Genomic DNA, 24,418 nt, shown 5'->3' with positions numbered 1-24,418 from the left:
GGTATTTTAGTTATGGTAACTACATCTTTTTTACAAGGTCTGAATTGTCTTTCTAATAGCAACAAGATTAGAAAGTAAGGGTTCTAAATGTTCTAAATCTAACATATTTGCTCCATCCGACTTTGCATTGGCAGGATCAAAATGTGTTTCAATAAACAAACCATCTACGTTGTTAACCACTCCTGCTCTTGCAATAGTTTCTATCATCTCAGGTCTTCCACCGGTTACCCCGCTAGATTGGTTTGGCTGTTGTAAAGAATGCGTAACATCCAGAACGGTTGGCGCATATTGACGCATAGTAGGAATTCCTCTAAAATCAACAATCATGTCTTGGTAACCAAACATAGTTCCACGATCTGTTATCCATGCTTTGGGATTACCAGAATCATGTACTTTTTTCACTGCGTGCTGCATTGCCTCAGGACTCATAAATTGTCCTTTTTTAAGATTAACAACTTTTCCAGTTTTTGCAGCTGCCACAACCAAATCCGTTTGACGTACCAAAAAAGCAGGGATTTGAAGGACATCTACATATGCTGCAGCTTTCGCTGCATCGGAAACCTCGTGAATATCTGTAACTGTTGGCACGGCAAAAGTCTCAGAAACTTTCTTTAGAATCTCCAGAGCTTTAAGATCTCCAATTCCTGTAAAACTATCTACTCTGCTTCTATTTGCTTTCTTAAAACTACCCTTAAAAACATACGGTATTTTCAGCTTATCTGTAATAGTAATTACTTTTTCCGCTATTCGCAGCGCCATATCTTCACTCTCAATAGCACATGGCCCAGCTAAAAGGAAAAGTTGTTAGATGTAGCATGCTTAATTTTAGGTATCTCAGATAAATACATGTTCATTATTATTTTATGCAAAAGTAAGAAATAAAATTAGCTATACTTAACTATTAACCGTAATTGAAAGTCATAAAAAACAATCCTAAACTTCAGCACAGCCAAAAACAAAACACCTATTGATTAGCTAAAATCATAAAGAATACAAATCAAATTTTAGGAAAGACCCAATGGATTGGAATAAGGCTACAAAGAACTCTAAACAAGTAATATATACTCGCAACATTTATTCACTTATTTATGAATAAAAAAAGTTAAAAAAATAAAGTAAAAGATCTTTTTCAAAAAATAAAAGGCAGGCAGAACATAAATACTAGCATCTCCACAACAAACATCAATAATATATTTAATTTAAAATTTTACCTAAAATATTAAATATAGCGTTAAAATTTTACTAATTTTTTAATACATTCGCTAAAATTAACTATAAAAAACAAACCAAACATGAAAAAAAAACTTACAATATTAGGTGTATTCCTAATAATGGCTTCTTGTAGCAAAGATGAATTAGTCCTACCAGATAACCAGCAAGAAGGCCAAGAACTACTATCTAAAGCAGAAATTAATACCATTATTGAAAAATCATTGAAGACTACAGGCGATTATTTGTGGTTTAAACAGGATGCTAATGTCATATGGAGTGCACTTGAACACAGTGATAATATGCTCACCATAGGATATGGTACTACTAAAAATAGTTTTGAAAAAAATGCTAAATCAACAAACATCAAAAACGACTTGATCGCCTATATACAAGAGTTAGAAAATAAAACGTCGTTGTCGAAATCTGAATTACATACAGACGATTTTATAAATATTATCGACTTAAAAGTAACAAAGAAAGAAACAATTGTGGCACTTTTAAAAGATCAAAGGGTACGATATATAGAACCTGGAAGTTATACTTTTTTCACTTCCGATTCAGAAGACCAAGCACGATCTTCCTCTTCTTCTGGGTGTGGATATGATCAAACTACCTTAAACACCAATGATTATAGAACAATTTCTCCTGCAGCTAAAGTACCGTGGTCTTTCGACCAACACAATATACCAGCTGCTTGGAATTACAGTACAGGTACAGGAATAACAATTGCCGTGGTTGATACGGGGTTATCGGAGGAACAAAAATGGATGAATCAGTATTTTAATGATGGAGATTCTTCTGGGAGAAGAGTTCAAAAATACGGAACATTTGTAGATTCTTGGTGGTCTTGGTCTAATAACTATGATGGTGTGAATGACAAATGTGGTCATGGAACTAGCATGGCATCCGTTGCTACCGCACCAAGGAATAACGATAATTTACCTGTTGGTGTTGCCTACAATGCTAACCTAGTGAGTTATCGCGCTGTTGAAAATGTAATTATTGATGATTATCATGAAAAAAGGGGTGTTTCTGAAGCATTAACTGCATTGGGAAATAGGAGCGATGTAAAGATAATATCCATGTCTATTGGGTCTCCTTTTAGCATTGGAAAAGTAAAAGATGCGGTGCGATATGCTTATAACCGTGGAAAAATGATAATAGCAGCTGGAGGAACCTCAACCTCTTTTACCACTTGGTACGGTGTTATATTTCCTGCCTCAATGAGTGAAACTATTGCTGTTACAGGTGTGAAAGAAGAACAGTATGATAATTGTGACGTATGCCATACTGGATCTAAAATTGACTTTACCGTTCAAATGCAGAGAACAAATGGCACGGATAATAAAATTCCTGTTTTGAGCTATTATAACGGTAAAGAAAGTTATGTTGGCGGATCTTCTGTAGCAACTGCAACAACTGCAGGAATAGCGGCACTTGTTTGGTCTAAAAACCCATCATGGTCTAGAACACAAGTACTTCAAAAAATGAAAGAGGCTGCCGATTTTTACCCGAATAAAAACACAGCTTATGGATATGGAAACATTGACGCTTTAAAAGCAGTACAATAATTAGTCCCTTTTACTAAAAACTAAAAAAGCTCCGATACATCGGAGCTTTTATGTTTTAGAGTAAGCTAACTTTCTAATAATCAAGTTTCTTTAAATATTCTAATTTCATTTGCCAAATATCTAAATCATCCTTAAACTTCTGAATTCCCTTTCGTACATTTTGAACCAATGGATTGTCTTCGGTAGCGTTCGAAATAAAACTGAGATTATTTTCTAATTGTTGCATCTCGCGCACGTTATCATCAATCTTCCTTCGCACAAATAATTGTTCGCTATCTAACTTTCTAAAATCTTCTTGTGCCAAATAGGAATCAATTACATTTTTAAATTTCAGAAATTCAATATCTGCCTTACTCATATTTAATTTATTCAAATGAGCATCAACTACTTTATTAAACTTCTCGTTCAAATGTCTTGCATTTTTAGGCAAAAAACCTAATGCTTTCCATTGGCCAATTAATTCTTGAACTTCCTCTAAGGAAAGTTCTGCTTTCTCCTTTATTGTTTCAATGAATTTTTTCTTACTTTCTACGATAATGAGTTGCTCTTTATTAAGCGCATTCTTTCTATCGTGTAATCTATCGAAGTAATGATTACAAGCAGCTTTAAAACGTTTCCATATATCGTCTGAAAATTTCCTTGGTACATGTCCAATTTTTTTCCAGTCGGATTGGATACGTTTCATTGTGTTTGTAGTGTCGTCCCAATCTTCACTATCTTTCAAACTCTCTGCTAACTCGACCAAAGCGATTTTTTTCTTTAAATTTTCACTTTGTGCACTTTTTTCATTTTTGTAAAAAATATTTTTTGCCGCATTAAATTTTTTGGTGGCAGCTTTAAATTGTTGCCAAACTGCTTCACTTTTGCTGTATGGAAGTTTACCTATGTCAAAATACTTTTTTCGCAATTGCTCGATTTCTGCAATACTTTTTTGCCAATCGTTGTGGGTTTTATTATTGGATACATCAAATGCGTCAATCTCCGCTACGACTTTTAATTTAGCGTCGATCATTTCTTGATATTTCGATTTTAACTCTTTAAAGTATACATGACGCTTGTCGTGAATTTTCTTTGTTGCCTCACTAAATTTTCTCCAAATTTCCTCGCGATGCTCCTTACCTACAGGACCAACTTCTTCCTTCCATAAACGATGTAGATCTTGAAGCTCTTTGAATGCTTCATTTACATCTTTCTTTTCGTTTAGAGCTTCTGCTCTTTCTACTAATTTTAATTTTTCCTCTAAATTATGCTTGAAATCAAGCTCTCTAAAATCTTTATTTAAGTGCAATAAATCGTAAAACCTTTCTACGTGATGATGGTATATTTTCCAAGTATCATTGTATTTTGTTTTAGACACTGGACCAACTGCACGCCATTTTTTCTGAATTTCTTGAAAGTCATTATACATAGATTTCACATCCCCAAATTGAATAAGCGATTTTAATTCTTCTATTATTGAATTTCGCTTTTCAAGATTCTCCTTTAATTGCGTTTCTAATTGCGAATAATAGTGATCTCTCTGTTTTTTATACTCGCCTAAAAGCTTATTATAGGATGTTTTGACAGGACTAGAAAATTGAAAATCTATAGATTCGCCTCCTTCGGCCAAAAAGGCTTCTTTTTTTTCTGCTAACAATTTTCCGAATTTTGAATTGAAGGAGCTTTTGATAGCATCTACATTATTTTTCAAATGTTGTACTGGGTGAGATTTTAACAATTTTTGAAGCTCTTCTGCCAATTGTTCCAACTCCATTGCTGCATAATCAAGCATTGGTATTTGTGATTTGGAGTCGTCATTTTCAGCACTCTGTGCCACCTGGTTCTCAACTTCATTAACAGCATCTTGAGTTTCTTGGGAAGGTGATTTTTGTACTTCGTTAGTCTCTTTTAAATTTTCTTGGTTATTTTCTAACATGTCTACAATGTTTAGGTTCCTTTTTATTAGTCATTAAAGATAAGAATAATTACAATAATGCACGTAATATTTTTATATGGAAAAGAAAATTAATACCTCCAAATTTGCCATGCTCTTTCTGCTTGTTGCTCTAACATTTCAAGCCCGTTTTTAACAAGTGCTCCACGCTCATTCCCCCTTTTCAAAAAGGTAGTTTCTAAGGGGTTGTAAATTAGATCATAAAGTAAATGCTGTTTGGTGATGTAGTGATACGGAATATTCGGACACTGATTTGTATCAGGGTACGTGCCCAATGGTGTACAATTTATAATGAGTAAATTAGATTCTATCACCTCTTGAGAAATTGCACTGTAAGCCAAAATACCTTTTTCCAAATTTTCTTTCCTAGATACGTATGTATAGGAAATTCCGAGGCTTTGTAATGCATAAGCTACAGCCCTAGAGGCACCACCTGTACCCAGAATCAAAGCGCTTTTATGATACGACTGCAACAAAGGTTCTAAAGATACTTTAAAACCATAAACATCGGTATTAAAACCCTTTAAAATTCCTTCCTTGGTAATTTTAATGGTGTTTACTGCTCCTATTTTCTTTGCCTCTTCATCAATCAAATCTAAAAACTTAAAAATTTCAAGCTTGTAAGGAATCGTAACATTCATTCCTCGCAACACCTTTTTATGTGAAGCTAGCTTCGATTCAAATTCATCAATATGTTGAATGTCGAAATTCACATATTCGTAACCCTTTAAATCTAATTTTAAAAATTTATCGGTAAAATACTTTCTCGAAAATGAGTAAGATATATTTTTACCCACTAATGCAAAGAGGTTTTTATTTTCGTCTTTTCTCATATTTATCTATCCAAAGAATTAGTAGTATACCTAAAACTATAAATCCAATTGCAAACCAGGTTTCGGAGCTATTTATATCTGGTATATAACGTTGGTAATTTTCTATAATTTTATTGCCGTTAATATCGCGTGAAAAATCTGCTCCGTTGGTCTTATAAATGGTTTTCTTCCATGGCCATACGATACCTAGAGATCCGGTTATAAACCCGATTATAATGGCAGATACTAGTTGATGCCAACGCTTTAAAACATACCCTAAAAAATGAGAAACAGAAACCAAACCAAAAGCGGAACCAGCGGTAAATACCGTCATTATTTTCAAATACTTTATTTTAAACGGGTCTTTAAGTACGCTAAAATCACCTCTAAGTAGACTGGTTAAAACTTCCGCAAGAACATTAACACTATCTACCAAAAGCAACACATAATTACCCAAAAGAATTAAAATAAAAGAACCTGAGAGCCCAGGTAATGTCATTCCGGAAACACCTACAATGCCGCATAAAAAAACAAACCATAAATTGTCATTTTCTTTGGCAGGAACCATTAAACTAATCGCAATACCAGCAGCAGCTCCAAACACTAATGCTATCCTATGCGAAGATTTCCAAGTACCAAAATCTTTAGATATATAGTAAATAGAACCGATTATTAAGCCAAAAAACCATGCCCAAACATAGAGTTCATAATTTTTGAGAAAGAAATCTAAAAGTAAAGAAATACTAAAATAACTGCACATACTACCGAGCATAACCAACAATAAGAACTGTAGATTAATATATTGAGCAAAACTTCTAAAGCGTCCATTGATAAGTAATTTAAATGCTTTTAGATTTACGCGTTGAAAGGAAAATATTAACTCCTCGTAAAAACCCATCACAAAAGCTACCATACCCCCAGAAACTCCGGGAACTTTATTGGCACCTCCCATCACAAGACCTTTTAAAAAAAGTGACAAATTCTGTAGTAAAGATCGCTGTTTGTACATGAAGATTTTATAAATAACGAAGTTAACTATTTTCTACCTCTTTTTTACAGCCAGTTTTTCCAATCCTATAAGCAAACCAAATCCAATACTACACAAAACTATGGCATGGAATATTTGCGGATCTCCTTCAAAAGAAAAAGGAGAAACAGACATTTCCTTAAACGGAACTTGTTCTCCATGTGAATTAGTTCTGTAGGTTAGTACCTTTTTCCATGGCCATATCTTATTTAAAGAACCCAATATAAAGCCTGTTAGTAGCATTAAAGTATAATTCTTGTAATTGGTAAACAACCATTTTAATACCCTCGAAAAAGACACCAACCCAAAGACAGCTCCTATTCCAACTAGTGCGATTATACCAATATCTCTAGAGTTTAATGCTTCTAAAATTGGCTTATATGCCCCGAGCAGTACTAAAATAAATGATCCAGAAATTCCAGGCAAAATCATAGCACAAATTGCTAAAGCTCCTGCTAAAAACAAAAATAAAGGAGATGAATTTTGAGAAACTAAAGGATTGAGTGTGGTGATGTAAAACGCTAAAACTGCTCCGAGTATAAATAAAAAAATACCGAGTATGTTCCATTGGGAAATCTGTTTTGCTATATACCAAATACTCGCCACTACTAAACCGAAGAAAAACGACCAAAGCAAAATAGGATATGCTTCTAAAAGCCACGATATAATTTTTGCTAACGTGAGAACGCTTAGTAAAATCCCTGTAAATAAAGAAAGAAGAAAATTTCCATTTATTTGTTTCCAAGCTACCGAAAAACCTTGGTTTTTTAGAGTCTTGAAAGCATCCAAATTTATAGAGCTTATAGAATTTAACAACTCTTCATAAATACCTGAAATAAAAGCAATAGTTCCGCCTGAAACTCCGGGAACTACGTCAGCAGCGCCCATTGCCATACCTTTAAAACCTATTACGAAATAGTCTTTAATTGTTCTTTTCATTTTTATATGTACTACTTGTTTAGTTTTTGATTATTTTTTTTACGTACTGGTCTAAATTTAACATTCTTACTCTTGGAAATAAGTAAGGTGTCTTTGGTATTTTTCTCCAGTTTTTTTCTTGTGACTAATTTTTTCTTTAGATCGGACAAACTATTAAAGTTAACGGAATAAGAAAGTCCTATTCCTTGGGTATAGCCTTCGTCATCTATGGAATACTGTATATCGTTTTGACGATTAAATACCGTACCTCTTAAATTACCTTCTTCGTTCAATAAAAATTCCACATTAAACTCGCCAATAATACTGTTTTGTGTTTCTGCACCAACAGGCACTCCTACTTTTCCATTAATCAAAACACGATCACTGATTCGCCCACTAACAGAAACGTCTAACTGATCATCGCTATTAAAATTATCGACATCACTCCTATCGCCCTGTACATACCCGACGCCCACCTGAAAATTATTATTTTCTTTGTTTAAAATATCGGTTATTATGCTAGAAGCGATATCAGAGGCAGTTCCGGTAATTCCAGAGGTAGCGCTGCTTCCTATTGCATCTTCATTATAAAAAGTACCAAAGGCCAATAAAAATGTAAAATGCTGCATTTTAGAATTTAAATCGTTTTCATTCAAAACAAATTCTAACTCCGAGGCTACCGTAGAATTGGCATTTGGAATTTTAATATCAAACTCTTGTTTGGAACTGAAAAGCCCTCCGGTAATTTTGGTATACAAATCAACAGGTATTTTTCTTGTAGAATTTATATTGTCTAAAATTTGAGATGGATTCGCTTTGGTTCTATAAATAGCTGTTATGTCTAACTCGGCATCATAAGGCTACCATTCCATGATATGGTTCCACCTTTCTGCACGATAAACGGTTTGCTGATCCCTGGTAAATTTGCATATTTAAAATTATATTTTCCTTTTTCTACTTTAAAGTCACCGTACATGTTAAACTTCCCTCTAGTGTTAATTTCAATAGCCAAATTTCCAGTACCACTTCCTGTTAACTCACTACCAGAGACTTTATCTATAACCACTTGTGCGACAGCATCTTTAGTAACCTCTAAACGAATATCAAGATCTAAACCTTTGATATCCTCCATTATTTTTTCTTCTTCTTTTTCTTCTTTTACCCTTTTCTCAAAATGAATGAGCTTATAATTGTCTATCATTTTGACATCACTTAACGGAATGACAAATTTTGTTCCGGGTTGCGTTCGACCTTCTACCAAAATATCCAAATTACTAGTTGCACCTGTAATTTCAGCAGTTCCTTGTAAAAAACCAGTTCCATAGTAAGGTACTTCTTCATTTTCTTCGGTATCCAAAACCAGTAAGTTATCCGTTCGAATTCCAAGATCCATTACCCATAATTTAAAATCCTGATGCGCAATATAACCAGATAAGTTTCCTTTGGTTTGGTATTTAGTATCCTCTAAAATGACTCCATCTAACAAAAACTGCTGCCCTTTTAAAGCAATTTTAGTATTCCCTTCTAGATTCATATCAATATTTAAATAGGGAAAGGTTAACCCTGCATCTTTAAACTCTAAAGCGCCATTTAAATCAGGATTCCCAATAAACCCCTTGGCATTAAATTCTCCAGAAACACTTCCCCTTAGTTTCGAAAGGACCTGCTTCCCCAATGGACTAAATGCAGCAATCTCATAATCTTCAATGCCCACGCTTAAGTCCATTACTGGTCTTTCAGGACTAAAATCTAATTCTCCTACAGCGTTAATACTTTTAGAAATGCTATTTTCTAACACCAAACTCACGTCGTAGTTTTCATAGGAGTCTTTACCGTTAATATTTAATGCTAAAAAGCCTTGCTCAAAATCATTTATTTTAAAATTTTCGACTGTTACATTTGCTTTTGGTTCTAATTTGGCATTTTGTTCTTTTAAACTAATTGCTCCATTAATTTTTCCACTCAAATGTAAACTATCGATTGGTGGTAAAAAACTTTGTAGTTTTACCTGATCAAAAGTTGCCTGAAAATCTTTGTAATCCTCTCCCTTCATCGCCCCTTTAAATTCTATCTTTTGCTCGTTAGATACCATAGTAAAAGGGCTGATTAAAAAATCTTTATCCTTAAGAACAAAAGTTACTTTATTAGCAGTATCATTGTTCGGATTGATTACCCAATCATAATCCTTGTGTTTAATTTCAGACTTTAGAAGTCCGACCACATTTTTTTTGTCTGGATTAATGGTATAGAAGAAATCCAAACTAAAACTATCTTCCACATCACGCTCTCTTCTCGAGGTGGATTTAAAAAATAAGGTGTCATTTTTTATCCTATTGATAAGGTTAACTTTTCGCAGATTTGTGAATTTGGTATTAATTTCGTTTGCGGTAAAATAGGTGGTATATAAAGGATTGTTATTGTCTAAACGAAGTAAAACTTCTGCCATTTCGTTTTGGTAAGCATTGAGCTTAGGTGAGACAAAAGTAAGTTTAAAAGCATGGTCATCAGCATCGATTCGACCGCGTAACCGGGTATTATTCCCTATAGAAATCTGTGGCAGAAAAACATCAATAATTTGATTGTATACAGTAAAATCAAAATCGAGATACTGGTGTGGCGTAACTGGGATAGTACATAATTAGAATAGACTTTTCCCAATGCATTTTTACCAACGCTAACAAGCTCATCAAACAAAAACTTACCCTGTATTTTTCCTTGCACGATATCCTCGGAATTTACCTCAATTGTTTTTACACTATCTTTTAAAGAGGAGTTAATAGTAAAATTTTTAAACGTATAGGCTTTTTTCTGATTTCTATACACCAATTTTTTAAAAGACGCTTTTCCTATTAAATTATCGAGGTTGTTTCCGGAAATATTAACACTGATATTTCCCTTTAAAATTGCAGTACTATCTCGGGTAAATAAATTGGTGTTTCGCAGGTCAACTTTTTCAATATCAGACTTAAAATCAAACTTATAAATCTCAGAGGAAAAGTCTGCTAAACCTTGAAATTGTAATTTAAAGTATTTGTCTTCTGAAAACAAAGCACCGTCGAATCTCTTATTTTGAAATTGTCCGTTAACTGCTATGTCGTTGTAGGTATATCCATTAAAATCTAAAGACTCTACATTTCCAATAATAGTTGTATTAATATTTTCAATTTTAAATCCACTACCATTTACATCAGCTTTAAGGGAAAGCTTACCAAACTTTGGATCGTTGGTAAAAACACCAACATCAAATCCATCAAACTCAACCTCACCAGAATACGATGCATTGTCTACAGAATTAACATTGATCAATTGTAAATCAGAAACGATAGCGCCAATCTCAGAGGTAACAGATAAAGTTGCATCCATCTGCACTGGAGTTACCTTCAGTAGTCCTGTCATGGTAAAATACCCGAGTCGCTTAAATTCTGATGGAAGCGATTTCCCTATTAAATTTGGCAATACATTACGCAATTGAAAATAATTCGAAGTAACATTTTTAAGATTTGCATCAAACACAAAGCCTCTTTCTTTGTTTAAAACGTTTACAAAACCAAAATCTCCAATTATTTTCATCCCATTTTTAGAACGTAAGTCTAAATTAGTGAGACTAAAATTATTTAAAACACCATCTGCAACACCCGATAAATAAAGCATGTCGTCACCACCCAATTCTCCGTAAAATTTATTCAAATCTCTGGCAGATATATTACTTTTTTTGAAGACAGCTTTCACATTTACCTTATCGTTAAATTCCTTTAACTCCTCTCTCTTATATTTAAAATTTAAGGAAGCTGCAATCGTAGTTTGATTATCGGTTTTAAGATAGAGATCATCAAAAGACATTCTCGATCTTGAGTATGCAAATTTGGCGGATAAATCGGACACGGAAACACCGTGGTTTTCGACAAAAAACATCCTATCTATCTTGGTAGATACATTAGGCCCCTCTACATAAAAATCTTTTAGACTAACCCCCAACTCCTCTGCAGAGAAACGTAGTGTATCCAATTTATTACAATCGTACAATCGGAATGTAACGTCGTGTAATCTTATATTTTCACTTTTTAAAATAAAAGGCGTTTCCGTTCTTTCTTCAGGCTTATTTTTCCGTAAAGTCTCAGAAAAAACAGACATATTATCTTCTGTCTCTCCTTTATAGGTTTTAATTCGAATCGTTAACCCTTCAAGTGAAGCAGGTCCAAGATCAATTTGATTTTCGAGGATATTTTTGGCATTCAGTATGGAAGTTCTTAAATTATTAACAAAAATAAGTGTATCCTGATGATGGTCTCTAATTTCAATTTCTTTTAATTGTACAGCAAGCAGCCATGATAGGTCTACTTTTTTGATTACAATATTCGTCCCGAAACTTTCATTAATAGACTTTGTTGCATATCTAGCTAATTTAGTTTGCACTGCTGGAAGAGAAAGCAGAATTACCAGCAGCACAACACATACAACTGTGAACTTAATAATTCGTACCGCTATTTTCTTTACCCTTTTAATACCCCTATTTCTTAACTAATTGTGACACAAAAATAAGTAGATAGCTTACAAAATCTTGCCCTGTGCCAAAGAAAATGAAAAAATAACGAATTTCTAACACTTTATCAATATTTTTGCTAGATAATTATGGATGTTTTGGAAACAAAAAAATATACATTTTGGGTATAGAAAGCTCTTGTGACGATACAAGTGCTGCGATAATATGTGATGGTGTTGTTTTAAGCAATGTAATTGCAAACCAAGAGGTGCATGCTAAATATGGAGGCGTAGTTCCGGAACTAGCATCTCGAGCACACCAACAAAACATTGTTCCTGTTGTAGACCAGGCACTTTCTCGAGCCGGAATTGAGAAAGAAGACTTAAGTGCCATTGCATTTACAAAAGGACCCGGATTAATGGGCTCTTTACTTGTTGGCACCTCTTTTGCAAAATCACTAGCCCTTGGATTAAACATCCCAATCATCGGAGTAAACCACATGCAAGCACATATTCTTGCACATTACATCAAGGATCCTGAAAGCAAACAACCACCCTTTCCGTTTGTATGCCTAACTATTAGCGGAGGACATACGCAAATTGTAAAAATAGACAATCATTTCAAAATGGAGATTTTAGGAGAAACAATTGACGATGCTGTTGGGGAAGCCTTCGACAAGTCTGCAAAAATTTTAGGTTTACCATATCCAGGAGGACCATTGATAGATAAGTATGCAAAACTTGGAAACCCCAAAGCGTTTCGGTTCAGCAAACCAAAAGTTGGAGATCTAGACTTTAGTTTTAGTGGTTTAAAAACTGGAATTTTATATTTTATCCAAAAAAAAGTAAAAGAAAATCCCGAGTTTATTGAAGAGAACTTATATGATGTTTGCGCCTCTATTCAGCATACTATTGTAGAAATTTTAATGGATAAGCTTAAAAATACGGTACAAATAACAAACATAAAACACATTGCTATCGCCGGAGGTGTCTCTGCCAATTCAGAAATACGAAAAAGATTAGTTCTTGCTGAAAAACATTGGGGCTGGACTACGTACATCCCAAAATTTGAATACACCACGGATAATGCCGCAATGATTGCCATTACAGGATACTTAAAATTCTTACAGAACGAATATTCACCAATGTCTACAAGTGCAAAAGCGCGATTAAAAGTAACAGAGTAACAATAAAAAAAGCGGCCTCTGTAATAACGAGACCACTTTTAACAATAAAAATACGGTATTTTATTTTCTTTTATCCTTAATAGAGCATCCTATAGCTCTAGTATAGGTAACCGCAGGCTTTTCTCCTGCTATTAAAGCATCCACTGCTTTTTCAACAAAACGTTCTTTTACATTATTTTCATCTCTCGAGCTATCGTCAATCGCCCCAATATACGAAACGATTAATTTACCCGCCTCTTTATTGAGAACATAGACGTGTGGGGTCTTCGTTGCCCCATAAGCAGGATATACTTTTTGCTCTTCATCAAATAAGTAGGGAAAGGTAAAACCTTTCTGTTTAGCTCTTTTTTGCATTCCTGCAAAACTATCCCCTGCTACAACAGCAGGATCGTTAGGATTAATTGCAATCACAGGGTATCCTTTAGATTTATATTTTGTATCCAAAGCAATAATACGATCTTCATTTGCAACAGAATAAGGACACATGTTACAGGTAAAAATGACGATAAATCCTTTTGCATCGGAAAAGTCTGCGAGAGACACCATCGAACCATCTACATTTTTAAGACTAAAATCTGTTGCAACATCACCGACCTTATATCCTTTGGTTTTGTCGGTCGTAAAAGCTGCTAAAAATAAAACAAGAACTAGGGTAATGATAGAATAAAATTTTCTCATGAGTTTTTAATTTAAAAAGGTTTGTAATTCTTTTTGAAGTTCCTCGTAGTTGAATGTATGCTCGAAGAACTTTCTCTCTTTTGTATTGTAAATTAGAGTTGCTGGAATAGAACCCGTCCAAGATTCTGCAATGTCTTTAATCCAAAACTGTTCGTCATTATCGACAAAATGTAGTACGGTTGCTTGCAAATTATGTTTTCGCATGAAAGGAATCAGACTCTCCTCAACTTGTTTCGGAAAATCAAGACTAACCAACAATACCTCCACGTTGTTATCTTTATAATTGGCATACAACTTCTCAAAAGCAGGAAGCTCTTTTACACAAGGAACACACCAGGTAGCCCAAAAGTTAACCACATATGTTTTATCGTCTTTTCTCGACAAGTAGGGTTTTAACGCCTTATAATCTAAAGTGACAACCTCAATCTCTTTGGTATTCTCAACAATCGTATTTTTTGTAGCGTCTTTTTTCTGTTGACAAGAAATAGCTAGCAATAGGATGGTTAAAATAAAATGAATTCGCTTATTCATAAATTCGACTTTTACATTACAATAGATACAACTTTAAATGTACACTTTTATTGTTGTCGTATTTTTTAGGAATAACATACGTATTCAAGAAAAAATTTCGTTCAATAGTTTTGCCAAACGCAAACCACCTTTTTGCAATTGCTCTCTTACTATTGGTAAAAATTTATACGAATACCCATAACGTAAATTATCTCCTTTTTTTGCGGAAGCGTACACCTCTTTTGTGAGTTCATGTGTGTCTCTCATCCACTCTAGAACATTCCCTTTTTGAATTTCTTTAACTTGTGATGCTGATAATCTTTTCGCATTATTCGATAACTCTACATAACTCATTCCCCATTCGTTTATAATATTCGAATCCCAAACTCTGTGCAAATTAGACCCTTTTCCATGCCACTGTACCTGAATGGTATTACCTCCTTTATCTTCTCTTTGACCAATATGCATTGGCTGGTGTAAATCTCCCATTAAATGCACCAACATTTTTAGATGAAAGCGCTTCTTTTCCGCATCGCTATTTTCATCTTTTAAAACATTAATACAATTAGAAATACCTGTAACAATATCTCCTGTTGGGTTTTTAACAGACCCCTCATAAGTTTCATCTAGTGCCATATTCACATAGTGCCACACCGAATACATTTTATACTTTTTGTCGGCCTTAATCTCATCTGCAAAGGTGGAGACAAACGCTAAACTTTCACCCGCTAACAATTTCTCTATTTTTTTCTTAGCTTTATTCGTTAGGTGCTTTTCTGCAATCTTTCCCGTAACGCGATGCCCCGTTGCCCCCCAGTCTAGATCTATAGAAAATAGAGAAAGTGGAATACCTAAAAACAAGGTTAAAAATACTAGTCTTGTGGTTTTCATGTGCTGTAATTTTCGCTAAATTAAGCATAGTTTGAAACGTAACAACTAAATTCTCTGTTAAATTAATACAAAATACGTAGGCCTTGCGAATTGAAATAGATTTGGTAAATTGAAATAAAAATAATATATTTATGATATCATAATGATATTAATTAATTATACAATGAAATCAGAAAAAATTTTCAAGCCAACAAATGGCTACCTCATGTTGTTTTTTGTAATCGCTCTTTTTTTCGCAGGAATAGTGCTATCCATCCTAAAAAACACCCCTATCTATTTATTTGGTACCCTTCTTGGATTCATACTAATGTTTGGCTTCATACTGGTAAACCCAAACTCTTCTAAGGTGATTCTTTTGTTTGGAAAATACGTTGGAACTGTAAAGCAAAATGGTTTGTACTGGGCAAATCCATTATACAAGAAAAAAACCATTTCCTTAAGAGCTAGCAACTTTGACAGTGAGCGACTCAAGGTAAACGACAAACTAGGAAACCCGGTAATGATTAGTACAATTCTTGTTTGGAGAGTTACTGAAACCTACAAAGCAGCATTTGATGTTGATAATTACGAGAATTTTGTTCGTGTTCAAACAGACGCCGCAGTTAGAAAGCTAGCTAGTATGTATCCTTACGATAACTTCGCTGACGAAGGACATGAAGAAGACATCACTTTACGATCGAGCATTAACGATGTAAGCGATGCGCTCGAGAAAGAAATAGAAGAACGTCTTTCTATAGCAGGTATAGAAGTGCTTGAAGCTAGAATTGGTTACTTGGCATATGCACAAGAAATTGCAAGTGCCATGTTAAAAAGACAACAAGCAACTGCTATTGTTGCTGCAAGGCATAAAATTGTTCAAGGTGCTGTTGATATGGTAGATATGGCATTAGAGGAATTAAGCAAAAAAGAAATCGTAGAGTTAGATGAAGAGCGTAAAGCTGCCATGGTAAGCAACTTATTGGTAATTCTTTGTGGAGATAAAGAAGCTTCTCCGGTGTTAAATACAGGAACTTTAAGTCATTAATAAAAAGTAAAAATGGAAAGGTTTGTTCTAGTTAATGGATACATAAATTTAGACAACTCTCAATTGTATATTGACGAGTTTAAACAAGAAGTAAAAAATCGAGGAGGATTGCTTGGTATATTTTTAGGATTCTTAATTATAACTATACATCATAATTTAAAGAATGTGAAATACTTTGAGAAACTATTTAGTTTTTTTGACTTCGGATTGAGAATTCTTGGTATTATTACCATAATTATAGCTTTGTTTTATTTAATTTTTAAAAAAAAATCTAAAAAGAACTTAATTATTAATGAAATTGAATCAATTGAGTTATCTAAAAATGAATTTGAAACAGAATTAACGTTAACATTTTCAGATAAAAAAGAGATAGCTTTAAATTTTAGAAATCTCGAAAATCAAATTAATCCATTTATTGAATCCCTAAAGAAAAGAAACTCAAGAATTAAAATTGAATACTTAAATTAAAATGGAAGCCTTAAAATATTTTCAATTAACAGATGGAGAATTAATTATCAATGATTCTATTTTATAAATTAAATATTCTATTAAAAAATATTTTAGAGAATTTATGAAAATAGTAGCAAGCATAGCTTTAATTTTTTCATTCTTAAAAAAACTTAATAATTATGAAAATATTATTGGGATATATGAAAATATAAAATTTTGGATTCTTTTAATTGTATTAAGCTATTTAATTTACTCATTACTCATAATTATATTTTAAAAAAATTGGAGAAATACTATTGAAATTAATGATTTAATTAAAATAGAAATTGAAAATGAAGAAAATGAAAAAGATATAGATGAAGACAATAAAATAGAGATTACTTTTTATAAAAATAATGGTAGGATGAAATCAGTCCAATTAAAAAAGAAAAATTGTAAACTCGAATCTTTTTTAGATCATATTAAAAAGAGAAACTCAAGAATAACAATTAAACATTTAGAGTAATATATTAAAGAAAATAAAGTAGTGCCATTAAAATTAGGACTCAGAAATAGAACAGAAAATTTAGAAGACCTTCTTAACTAGCATGCAAGAGAAGGGTGGAACTTTAAAAGTATCCCCTACGGCTGGAATAATGTTATCTTAGAGAGAGAAAAAAAATATATAATGAAAGTTTTTAAAGAACAACAAAGATTTACACAAACATGGTTTATTGTAGTAATGGTTATAAGTGTGATCATACCTTTGGTACTTATGTTATACGAATTTCTAAAAGAAAATTCGAAATTCACAACCACGGCATTTTTGACTTTAATTTCCATTATGATTGTTACTATTTCACCAGTATTTTTTTTTAAACTTTCTACAAGAATTGATGTATTTGGAATTCATTATAAATTTTTCCTTTTCACCTTTCTTACAGAACTATTAGATGGAGCCATATTGCAAACGCCTTTGTTAGAAACTATGATCCAATCGGAGAATATGGTGGTTGGGGATTAAAAGGTGGTGCTTTTTGGAGCACCGCAAAAGGAAAAGCTATTAATGTGGCAGGAGACATAGGCATACAACTTGAATTAAAGGATGGAAAAAAATTATTAATAGGGACACAAAAAAAGAAAGAAGCTGAAATCATACTCGAACAATACAAATTAAAATTTTTAAAGGATGTTTAAATTTTCAATATCATTAATAGTATTTACTTCCAGCATAATAAGCTCTATCGCACAGATTAAAAAAGAGGAGATTACCATCTATAACAACACCATTCAATTACCTGGAACGTTAACGTATACATCAAATAGTAGCCCTTTAATAATATGGGTCCACGGTTCAGGAGGAGTTACTAGAGATGGAAATCAATCTCAGTATATCAAACAATTTAGGGAGGCGATAACTACAAAAAATAACATTGCCTTTTTTAGTTATGACAAAAGAATTGTAACCCCTGCTAATAGCAAACTGATTATGGAAAAGGGCTTAGATATTTCAGACCTTGTAGCTGATGTAAATAGTGTGGTAAATCATTTTAAAAATGACAATCGGTTTTCAAAAATAATTCTTGTAGGTCATAGCCAAGGATCTTTAGTCGCGATGATGGCTCTCGCTAATGTAGACAAGTACATTTCTTTGGCTGGGGTTGGAGAAACGATAGACAAAACACTAGTTAAGCAAATTTCCAAGCAAAATATAGCATTGGGAAAAGCAACAAAAAATCACCTTGAGGAACTCAGAAAAACGGGTAGTATAAAAGAAGTTAATCCACTATTACTCTCCTTATTCGCCAAAAATAATCAAGCATTTTTATTGTCATGGGTAAAATTAGATCCTCTTGAAGAAATTAAAAAAGTTAAAATACCAACATTAATCATAAATGGCGATAAAGATTTACAAGTGACAATATCCGATGCTGAAAAACTGCATAAAACTAAAGCAAACAGTAAATTATTAATTATAAAAAACATGAATCACGTTCTTAAAAATATAGAAAATGATGCGGATAATTTACAATCGTACCTATCAAAAGATTTTGAAATCTCGAAGGAACTCGTTAGTTCCATATATAAATTCACAATAGAGTAACATGGCAAAAAAGAAAGCATTTGCATTGCGTATTAATGAAAATATGTTAAAGTCTATTGAAAAATGGGCAAATGATGAATTTCGCTCTACCAATGGACAAATTGAATGGATGCTCATGCAGGCTTTAAAAAATTCAGGAAGAGCACCCAAAAAAGAATGATTCATACGCAATCTAATTTAAATTGAGACTACTGGACTACTTTACACCTTTTGAATAGTTATGATTAAGTAAACTAAAGTGTGAAGTGGCACAGAACAACTTAACATTTTTTTAACAAGTTAAATTCATAATTTTACCAGGATTAAACTTTAAAATTAAATGAGACAAGTACTTGCTTTTTTGTTTATATTCTTGACTTTAACTTCTTTCTCTCAAGAATTTTCGATGGACTTAGTTAAAAATATGCAACCAAGAAACATAGGTCCTGGAGGAATGAGTGGTCGCGTAACAAGTATCGATGTTGTAGAAAAAAACACCGATATAATCTATGCTGGGACTGCATCCGGTGGCGTATGGAAATCTACTTCAGGAGGCATTAAATGGGAACCAATTTTTGAAAAAGAAGTAACCGCTTCAATAGGAGCAGTGGCAATTCAGCAATCTAATCCCAGTGTAATTTGGGTTGGAACAGGAGAAGGCAATCCTAGAAATAGTTTAAATGGAGGCTATGGTATTTTCAAATCTTTAGACGCTGGAAAAACATGGAAATCAATGGGCTTAGAAAAGACAAGACATATCCATAGAGTTGTCATCGATCCTACAAACCCTGATATCGTTTATGTAGCAGCTATTGGATCTCCATGGGGGGAACATAAAGAAAGAGGGGTTTACAAAACAACCGATGGCGGAAAGAATTGGAAACAAATACTTTTCAACAATATAAGGACGGGGGCTGCAGACTTAGTAATGGACCCTACAAACCCCAACAAACTTATTGCAGCGATGTGGGAACACAAAAGAGACCCATGGTTTTTCAAATCTGGAGGACAAGGAAGTGGCATGTACATTACACATGATGGAGGAGAAAATTGGAAAAAAATCACGGATAAAGAGGGATTCCCCAGAGGGGAACTAGGAAGAATTGGCGTTGCTATTGCACCGAGTAATCCGGATGTTATTTATGCTTTGGTAGAGGCTAAAAAAAATGCGCTTTACAAAAGTTTAGATGGCGGTTTTACATGGAAAATGATCAACCAAAAAAGCGGCATAGGAAACCGACCTTTCTATTACTCTGAAATTTATGTAGACCCACAAAATGAAAATCGAGTATACACGATCTTCACCTATGTAAACGTTTCCGACGATGGCGGAAAAAATTTTAAAGAACTAATGCCTGCTTATGGCGTTTCTAATGGAGTACACCCCGATCATCATGCCTGGTGGATACACCCAAAAGATGGTTCGTTTATGATTGACGGAAATGATGGAGGTTTAAATATCACGCGTGACAAAGGTAAATCTTGGCGATTTATTGGCAATCTTCCCGTAGCACAATTTTATCATATAAATACAGACAATGAGTTTCCATATAATGTTTACGGTGGAATGCAGGACAATGGTTCCTGGAGAGGACCAGCTTACGTTTGGAAAGATCAAGGTATTCGAAATTCATATTGGCAAGAAATAAGTTTTGGAGACGGATTTGATGTGGTCCCAGACAAAGATGATTCGCGATATGGATGGTCTATGAGCCAACAAGGGTTTGTATCGCGCTACGATTACAAAACAGGGAATAACTATACGGTAAGACCTGTACATCCAGATGCTAATGTTAAACTTCGATTCAATTGGAACTCGGCAATAAACATAGACCCATTTGATAATGCAACTATCTATTTCGGTAGTCAATTTGTACATAAATCTACGGATAAAGGACTCACATGGGAAATTGTATCTCCAGATTTAACAACAAATAATAAAGAAAAACAAAAACAATCAGAAAGTGGGGGGCTTACTATGGATGCAACAGGTGCCGAAAACCATTGTACCATTTTAGTAATTGAACCATCGCCTATCGAAAAAAATATGTTATGGGTCGCTACCGATGATGGTCAGGTACACTTCACGAAAGATGGTGGAGCAAACTGGAAAAATGTATCCAAGACCATCAAAGGATTACCAGAAAATAGTTGGATTACACAAATAAAAGCCTCAAATAAGAACAAAGGAGAAGCTCTATTGGTAGCGAATGACTATAGAAGATTTAATTATGAACCCTATGCATATAGAACGAAAAATTATGGCAAAACTTGGGAGAGAATTGTAGATAAAAATGATGTAAAAAGTTATGCACTCTCAATCGTAGAAGACCCAATTCACGCCAATTTATTATTCCTTGGCACGGATGATGGATTATACGTATCGATAGACGCGGGAAAAAAATGGACGAAATGGACCAACGGATTCCCTACAGTACCAGTTAAAGACCTAGTCATTCATCCGAGAGAACACGATTTAATTATCGGAACTTTTGGTAGAGCTGCATGGATACTAGATGATTTAAGACCATTACGGGAAATTGCGAAAAACAGTAAGATTCTAAACAATAACGTACAACTATTCCCTACTCCTACTGCTTACCAAGCAGCTTATCAACAACCCTCTGGGAGTAGATTTGGAGGAGACGCCATGTTTAACGGAGAAAACAGAAAACAAGGAGCACGAATTGCTTATTATTTTAAAAAGCAAGAAACAAATCAAGCATCTCTTTCCAGTGAAAAAACAGGTAATAACAAAAAAAAGGAAAAAGATTCTATTCAATTCGACATCTACAGTGGATCTACATTAATTCGAACTTTAAAATTTAAAGCACCAAAAGAAAATGGACTTCATTTGCTAACATGGTATATGGACGAAAAAGGAGTTGCAAGAGCAGGAAGAAAAATTAGAAAATTAAAAAGAGAACCATCAGGAGTTTCGGTAAAGCCAGGTACTTTCAAAATTACAGCCAACTACAAAGAACAAACTTCTTCTACAGAAATTACGGTTAAATTCGACCCAAGACTTCGCATATCAGAAGCGGCAATCGAGGAGAAATATCAGGTATCTAAAATGCTAGAAAAACAACAAGAAACAATAACAGATGCGGTTCGACAACTTGTAGAAAGTAGAATTATAGCCCAAGATTATAAAGATCAACTTACTAAAAAAGATAAGGAAGCTTATGAGATTGCAATTCAAAAGTCAGACAGTATCGTAAGTAAGATAGACAAACTACTAGATGAATACCTTGGAAAAGTAGATAAGAGACAAGGAATCACCAGAAATCCTGAAGTTTCCGTTAACCAACGTCTGCGCACTGCAAAGTATTATGTTGGAAGTAGATTTGGAAAACAGACTAAAACGGAAAAAGTTTTAATACAACAATTTCAAAGTGCATTGGAAAAGGCAGTAGGAAATACGAATACATTTTTCGAAAACGACTGGAAATCCTACAAAGCTACTATGCAAAGTATAAAAATCTCACCTTTTAAAAAAACAAAAACGTTCTAATTAAGAGCGACTTTCTAAAATCTGGTACAACTATTTTTCGCTTTCGAACATATTTAAGCTGGATTTCACCAAATTAAAAATTAAAACTAATGACAAGAGTACATTTCCAAAAGCATGCCTCTAAAATTATTTATATTTTACTTTTAGCTTGCAGTACCGGTATTACGGCACAACAAAATCCAGAAAAAAAATTAGGCACCTGGTATATGTACGGTGGCAGTCATACCCTTTCAGAAAACTGGAGCATAAAATCTTTAGCACATTTTAGAATGTTTGAACCTGTTAGCGAATTACAACAATCATTACTTCGTTTTGGGGCTAATTATAAAATTAACAAAACACTAAGTGTAACCGCTGGATATGCCTATTTGGATACTGATGCTACCTACAAACAAGAAGGTGGTACTTTTGGTGAGCACCGAATTTACGAGGATTTCATTATTGATCACCTAGCAGAAAAACTAAAATTAAACCATCGTTTTAGACTTGAACATCGATTTTTTGAAACGGATACCCAACATTGGATTCGTTACCAGCTTACAGCAAGTTACCCGTTAAGCAGCAAATGGTCTACCTATATTTTTGATGAAGTATTTCTTAATTTTCAAGGCGACACGTTTGCACAAAATTGGCTTGGTGCCGGGCTAGCATACAAACTATCTAAGGAAGTGAAAGTAAAAGCAGGCTACATGAACATTGCGCAAAACAATGCCAACTTTGACCGACTTCAAATAGGCATCGTTATCACAACAGACCATAGAAAAAACAACTAATTTTTTCATAAATTAACCGGAAACGAAATAAAAGTTATGGACGCACCCCTATTTACAAATGATGCTATTGTATTTGGTATACTTATGATATCGCTAGGATTTGTATTCTATACAGAATCAAGAAAAACAGGATTTTGGCATAAATTTTATAAAATAGTACCAGGCCTTTTCATGGCCTATTTAATTCCAGCAATTTTCACCACTCTCGGAGTTATATCCGCCGAACCTTGGGAAATAACAACCTCATCTGGAGACCTCGTCATTGGCAAATCACAACTTTATTATGTAGCTAGTAGATTTTTACTTCCAGCGGCTTTGGTATTAATGACATTAAGTATCGATTTGAAAGCGGTATTTAATCTAGGCTCCAAAGCCTTAATAATGTTCTTTACCGGAACGATAGGTATTATTATCGGTGGTCCTTTAGCAATTTTAATCATCTCAATCTTCTCCCCAGAAACGGTAGGAGGGGCTGGTTTTGATGCCGTATGGAGAGGGCTATCCACTTTAGCTGGAAGCTGGATTGGTGGAGGCGCAAACCAAACTGCAATGCTGGAGATCTACCAATACAATCCTTCTAAATATGGAGGAATGGTTTTTGTAGATATTGTAATAGCAAACATATGGATGGCTATAATTCTGATAGGAATAGGAAAGAAAGAAAAAATAAACAAATGGTTAAAAGCAGATACAACTGCCATCGAAGAACTAAAAGAAAAGGTGACACAATTTTCCTCTAGTGTACACCGAAATCCTACACTAACCGATACCATGATTATGCTTGCCATTGCTTTTGGAACTGTTGGTTTAGGTCATCTTCTGGGAAAACAACTAAGTGCAGGCTTTGGTAGTCTCGTGAATGGAATCGAATCCGAAACAACAAAAAACATATTTTCATTTCTTGGCTCCAGCTTCTTTTGGTTGATTAGTATAGCAACTGTAATTGCTATTGTTTTATCTTTCACCAAAGCACGAAACTACGAGGGTGCTGGAGCTAGCAAATTAGGAAGTGTTTTTATATATATACTTGTAGCTACTATTGGAATGAAAATGGATTTAACCTTAATTTTTGACAACAAAGGACTAATCGCAATTGGTTTGGTTTGGATGACAATTCATGCAGGACTGTTAATTTTTGTAGCCAAAATAATCAAAGCACCATATTTCTTTCTTGCCGTAGGAAGTCAAGCGAATGTAGGAGGAGCTGCATCAGCACCGATTGTAGCCTCAGCATTCCATCCTTCACTTGCAACTGTTGGCGTACTTTTGGCAGTATTTGGGTATGCTGTTGGTACGGTTGGAGCAATTATTTGTACAATTTTAATGGAAATAGCAGCTACTTTATAATATAAATCTGCATATTTGCAATCTTAAAAT

19 protein-coding genes and 2 pseudogenes are annotated in these 24,418 nt (G+C 34.0%); 11 read left to right on the top strand and 10 right to left on the bottom strand.

Annotated elements, in window-relative coordinates:
* Positions 1-30: 30 nt before the first annotated feature.
* Positions 31-848: pseudogene (kdsA, locus tag BSU00_RS01015) on the bottom strand (3-deoxy-8-phosphooctulonate synthase).
* A 444-nt stretch (positions 849-1,292) separates the two neighbouring features.
* Between kdsA and BSU00_RS01010 the strand changes: the two are divergent.
* The gene (locus tag BSU00_RS01010) at positions 1,293-2,783 is read left to right on the top strand and encodes a S8/S53 family peptidase (RefSeq protein ID WP_105002738.1); all 1,491 of its coding nucleotides are present in this window, start codon (positions 1,293-1,295) and stop codon (positions 2,781-2,783) included.
* A gap of 73 nt (positions 2,784-2,856) precedes the next feature.
* Here the strand turns inward: BSU00_RS01010 and BSU00_RS01005 are convergent, their stop codons facing one another.
* From BSU00_RS01005 to BSU00_RS13045, 6 genes and pseudogenes are all read right to left on the bottom strand, one after another.
* Positions 2,857-4,698, bottom strand: a complete 1,842-nt coding sequence (locus BSU00_RS01005; protein ID WP_105002737.1) for a DUF349 domain-containing protein — start codon at positions 4,696-4,698, stop codon at positions 2,857-2,859.
* 89 nt (positions 4,699-4,787) lie between these two features.
* Entirely contained in the window at positions 4,788-5,549 is a 762-nt protein-coding gene (locus tag BSU00_RS01000; RefSeq protein WP_105002736.1) for a shikimate dehydrogenase, read from the bottom strand.
* Positions 5,530-6,537, bottom strand: coding sequence for a DUF368 domain-containing protein (locus BSU00_RS00995; protein WP_105002735.1), 1,008 nt, complete (start codon positions 6,535-6,537; stop codon positions 5,530-5,532). The genes BSU00_RS01000 and BSU00_RS00995 overlap by 20 nt, the downstream gene beginning before the upstream one ends.
* 33 nt (positions 6,538-6,570) lie before the next feature.
* The gene (locus BSU00_RS00990; RefSeq protein ID WP_105002734.1) at positions 6,571-7,494 is read right to left on the bottom strand and encodes a DUF368 domain-containing protein; all 924 of its coding nucleotides are present in this window, start codon (positions 7,492-7,494) and stop codon (positions 6,571-6,573) included.
* An 11-nt stretch (positions 7,495-7,505) separates the two neighbouring features.
* Positions 7,506-9,007, bottom strand: a pseudogene (locus BSU00_RS13050) (translocation/assembly module TamB domain-containing protein).
* A 1,007-nt stretch (positions 9,008-10,014) separates the two neighbouring features.
* Positions 10,015-11,886, bottom strand: a complete 1,872-nt coding sequence (locus BSU00_RS13045; protein ID WP_233188530.1) for a hypothetical protein — start codon at positions 11,884-11,886, stop codon at positions 10,015-10,017.
* Positions 11,887-12,125: 239 nt separating this feature from the next.
* On the opposite strand from BSU00_RS13045, the gene tsaD reads away from it, so the two are divergent.
* On the top strand, positions 12,126-13,139 hold the full coding sequence (tsaD, locus tag BSU00_RS00980; RefSeq protein ID WP_105003380.1) for a tRNA (adenosine(37)-N6)-threonylcarbamoyltransferase complex transferase subunit TsaD: 1,014 nt from the start codon (positions 12,126-12,128) through the stop codon (positions 13,137-13,139).
* A 60-nt stretch (positions 13,140-13,199) separates the two neighbouring features.
* Here the strand turns inward: tsaD and BSU00_RS00975 are convergent, their stop codons facing one another.
* The 3 genes from BSU00_RS00975 to BSU00_RS00965 form a co-directional block, all read right to left on the bottom strand.
* Positions 13,200-13,817, bottom strand: a complete 618-nt coding sequence (locus tag BSU00_RS00975; protein ID WP_105002733.1) for a thioredoxin family protein — start codon at positions 13,815-13,817, stop codon at positions 13,200-13,202.
* Positions 13,818-13,823: 6 nt separating this feature from the next.
* Positions 13,824-14,348 carry a TlpA disulfide reductase family protein gene (locus BSU00_RS00970; RefSeq protein WP_105002732.1) on the bottom strand — a complete coding sequence of 175 codons (525 nt, stop codon included), beginning with the start codon at positions 14,346-14,348 and terminating at the stop codon, positions 13,824-13,826.
* Between the two features lie 84 nt (positions 14,349-14,432).
* On the bottom strand, positions 14,433-15,218 hold the full coding sequence (locus BSU00_RS00965; RefSeq protein ID WP_105002731.1) for a S1/P1 nuclease: 786 nt from the start codon (positions 15,216-15,218) through the stop codon (positions 14,433-14,435).
* Positions 15,219-15,381: 163 nt separating this feature from the next.
* On the opposite strand from BSU00_RS00965, the gene BSU00_RS00960 reads away from it, so the two are divergent.
* The 9 genes from BSU00_RS00960 to BSU00_RS00925 all read left to right on the top strand — a co-directional run bounded on the left by BSU00_RS00960 (position 15,382) and on the right by BSU00_RS00925 (position 24,388).
* Complete coding sequence (locus BSU00_RS00960) at positions 15,382-16,242, top strand: SPFH domain-containing protein (RefSeq protein WP_105002730.1); 861 nt, start codon at positions 15,382-15,384, stop codon at positions 16,240-16,242.
* 12 nt (positions 16,243-16,254) lie between these two features.
* A complete protein-coding gene (locus BSU00_RS00955; protein ID WP_105002729.1) occupies positions 16,255-16,710 on the top strand; it encodes a hypothetical protein in 456 nt (151 codons plus the stop codon).
* A 649-nt stretch (positions 16,711-17,359) separates the two neighbouring features.
* Positions 17,360-17,695: a hypothetical protein gene (locus BSU00_RS12855; protein WP_158254373.1), complete on the top strand. Its 336-nt coding sequence runs from the start codon at positions 17,360-17,362 to the stop codon at positions 17,693-17,695.
* A gap of 44 nt (positions 17,696-17,739) precedes the next feature.
* Positions 17,740-17,868 carry a hypothetical protein gene (locus BSU00_RS13620; RefSeq protein WP_255402249.1) on the top strand — a complete coding sequence of 43 codons (129 nt, stop codon included), beginning with the start codon at positions 17,740-17,742 and terminating at the stop codon, positions 17,866-17,868.
* Positions 17,861-18,775 carry a S9 family peptidase gene (locus BSU00_RS00945; RefSeq protein WP_105002727.1) on the top strand — a complete coding sequence of 305 codons (915 nt, stop codon included), beginning with the start codon at positions 17,861-17,863 and terminating at the stop codon, positions 18,773-18,775. Before BSU00_RS13620 ends, BSU00_RS00945 begins: the two co-directional genes overlap by 8 nt.
* Before the next feature lies 1 nt (position 18,776).
* Positions 18,777-18,935, top strand: coding sequence for an Arc family DNA-binding protein (locus tag BSU00_RS00940; RefSeq protein ID WP_105002726.1), 159 nt, complete (start codon positions 18,777-18,779; stop codon positions 18,933-18,935).
* A 159-nt stretch (positions 18,936-19,094) separates the two neighbouring features.
* Positions 19,095-22,268 (top strand): hypothetical protein, encoded by a 3,174-nt coding sequence (locus tag BSU00_RS00935; protein WP_105002725.1) that lies wholly within the window; start codon positions 19,095-19,097, stop codon positions 22,266-22,268.
* Positions 22,269-22,357: 89 nt separating this feature from the next.
* Positions 22,358-23,041: a DUF2490 domain-containing protein gene (locus BSU00_RS00930; RefSeq protein ID WP_105002724.1), complete on the top strand. Its 684-nt coding sequence runs from the start codon at positions 22,358-22,360 to the stop codon at positions 23,039-23,041.
* Positions 23,042-23,077: 36 nt separating this feature from the next.
* Positions 23,078-24,388 carry a DUF819 domain-containing protein gene (locus BSU00_RS00925; RefSeq protein ID WP_105002723.1) on the top strand — a complete coding sequence of 437 codons (1,311 nt, stop codon included), beginning with the start codon at positions 23,078-23,080 and terminating at the stop codon, positions 24,386-24,388.
* Positions 24,389-24,418: the final 30 nt, after the last annotated feature.

This window comes from Tenacibaculum sp. SG-28, assembly GCF_002954385.1.
Taxonomy (GTDB): domain Bacteria; phylum Bacteroidota; class Bacteroidia; order Flavobacteriales; family Flavobacteriaceae; genus Polaribacter.
This window is presented reverse-complemented; position numbering and strand designations above follow the sequence as displayed.

Bases quoted from the DNA above. Each gene is read 5' to 3' on its own strand.
- BSU00_RS01010 (WP_105002738.1), top strand. From the start codon at position 1,293: ATGAAAAAAAAACTTACAATATTAGGTGTATTCCTAATAATGGCTTCT.
- BSU00_RS01005 (WP_105002737.1), bottom strand. From the start codon at position 4,698: ATGTTAGAAAATAACCAAGAAAATTTAAAAGAGACTAACGAAGTACAA.
- BSU00_RS01000 (WP_105002736.1), bottom strand. From the start codon at position 5,549: ATGAGAAAAGACGAAAATAAAAACCTCTTTGCATTAGTGGGTAAAAAT.
- BSU00_RS00995 (WP_105002735.1), bottom strand. From the start codon at position 6,537: ATGTACAAACAGCGATCTTTACTACAGAATTTGTCACTTTTTTTAAAA.
- BSU00_RS00990 (WP_105002734.1), bottom strand. From the start codon at position 7,494: ATGAAAAGAACAATTAAAGACTATTTCGTAATAGGTTTTAAAGGTATG.
- BSU00_RS00975 (WP_105002733.1), bottom strand. From the start codon at position 13,817: ATGAGAAAATTTTATTCTATCATTACCCTAGTTCTTGTTTTATTTTTA.
- BSU00_RS00970 (WP_105002732.1), bottom strand. From the start codon at position 14,348: ATGAATAAGCGAATTCATTTTATTTTAACCATCCTATTGCTAGCTATT.
- BSU00_RS00965 (WP_105002731.1), bottom strand. From the start codon at position 15,218: ATGAAAACCACAAGACTAGTATTTTTAACCTTGTTTTTAGGTATTCCA.
- BSU00_RS00960 (WP_105002730.1), top strand. From the start codon at position 15,382: ATGAAATCAGAAAAAATTTTCAAGCCAACAAATGGCTACCTCATGTTG.
- BSU00_RS00955 (WP_105002729.1), top strand. From the start codon at position 16,255: ATGGAAAGGTTTGTTCTAGTTAATGGATACATAAATTTAGACAACTCT.
- BSU00_RS12855 (WP_158254373.1), top strand. From the start codon at position 17,360: ATGAAAGTTTTTAAAGAACAACAAAGATTTACACAAACATGGTTTATT.
- BSU00_RS00945 (WP_105002727.1), top strand. From the start codon at position 17,861: ATGTTTAAATTTTCAATATCATTAATAGTATTTACTTCCAGCATAATA.
- BSU00_RS00940 (WP_105002726.1), top strand. From the start codon at position 18,777: ATGGCAAAAAAGAAAGCATTTGCATTGCGTATTAATGAAAATATGTTA.
- BSU00_RS00935 (WP_105002725.1), top strand. From the start codon at position 19,095: ATGAGACAAGTACTTGCTTTTTTGTTTATATTCTTGACTTTAACTTCT.
- BSU00_RS00930 (WP_105002724.1), top strand. From the start codon at position 22,358: ATGACAAGAGTACATTTCCAAAAGCATGCCTCTAAAATTATTTATATT.
- BSU00_RS00925 (WP_105002723.1), top strand. From the start codon at position 23,078: ATGGACGCACCCCTATTTACAAATGATGCTATTGTATTTGGTATACTT.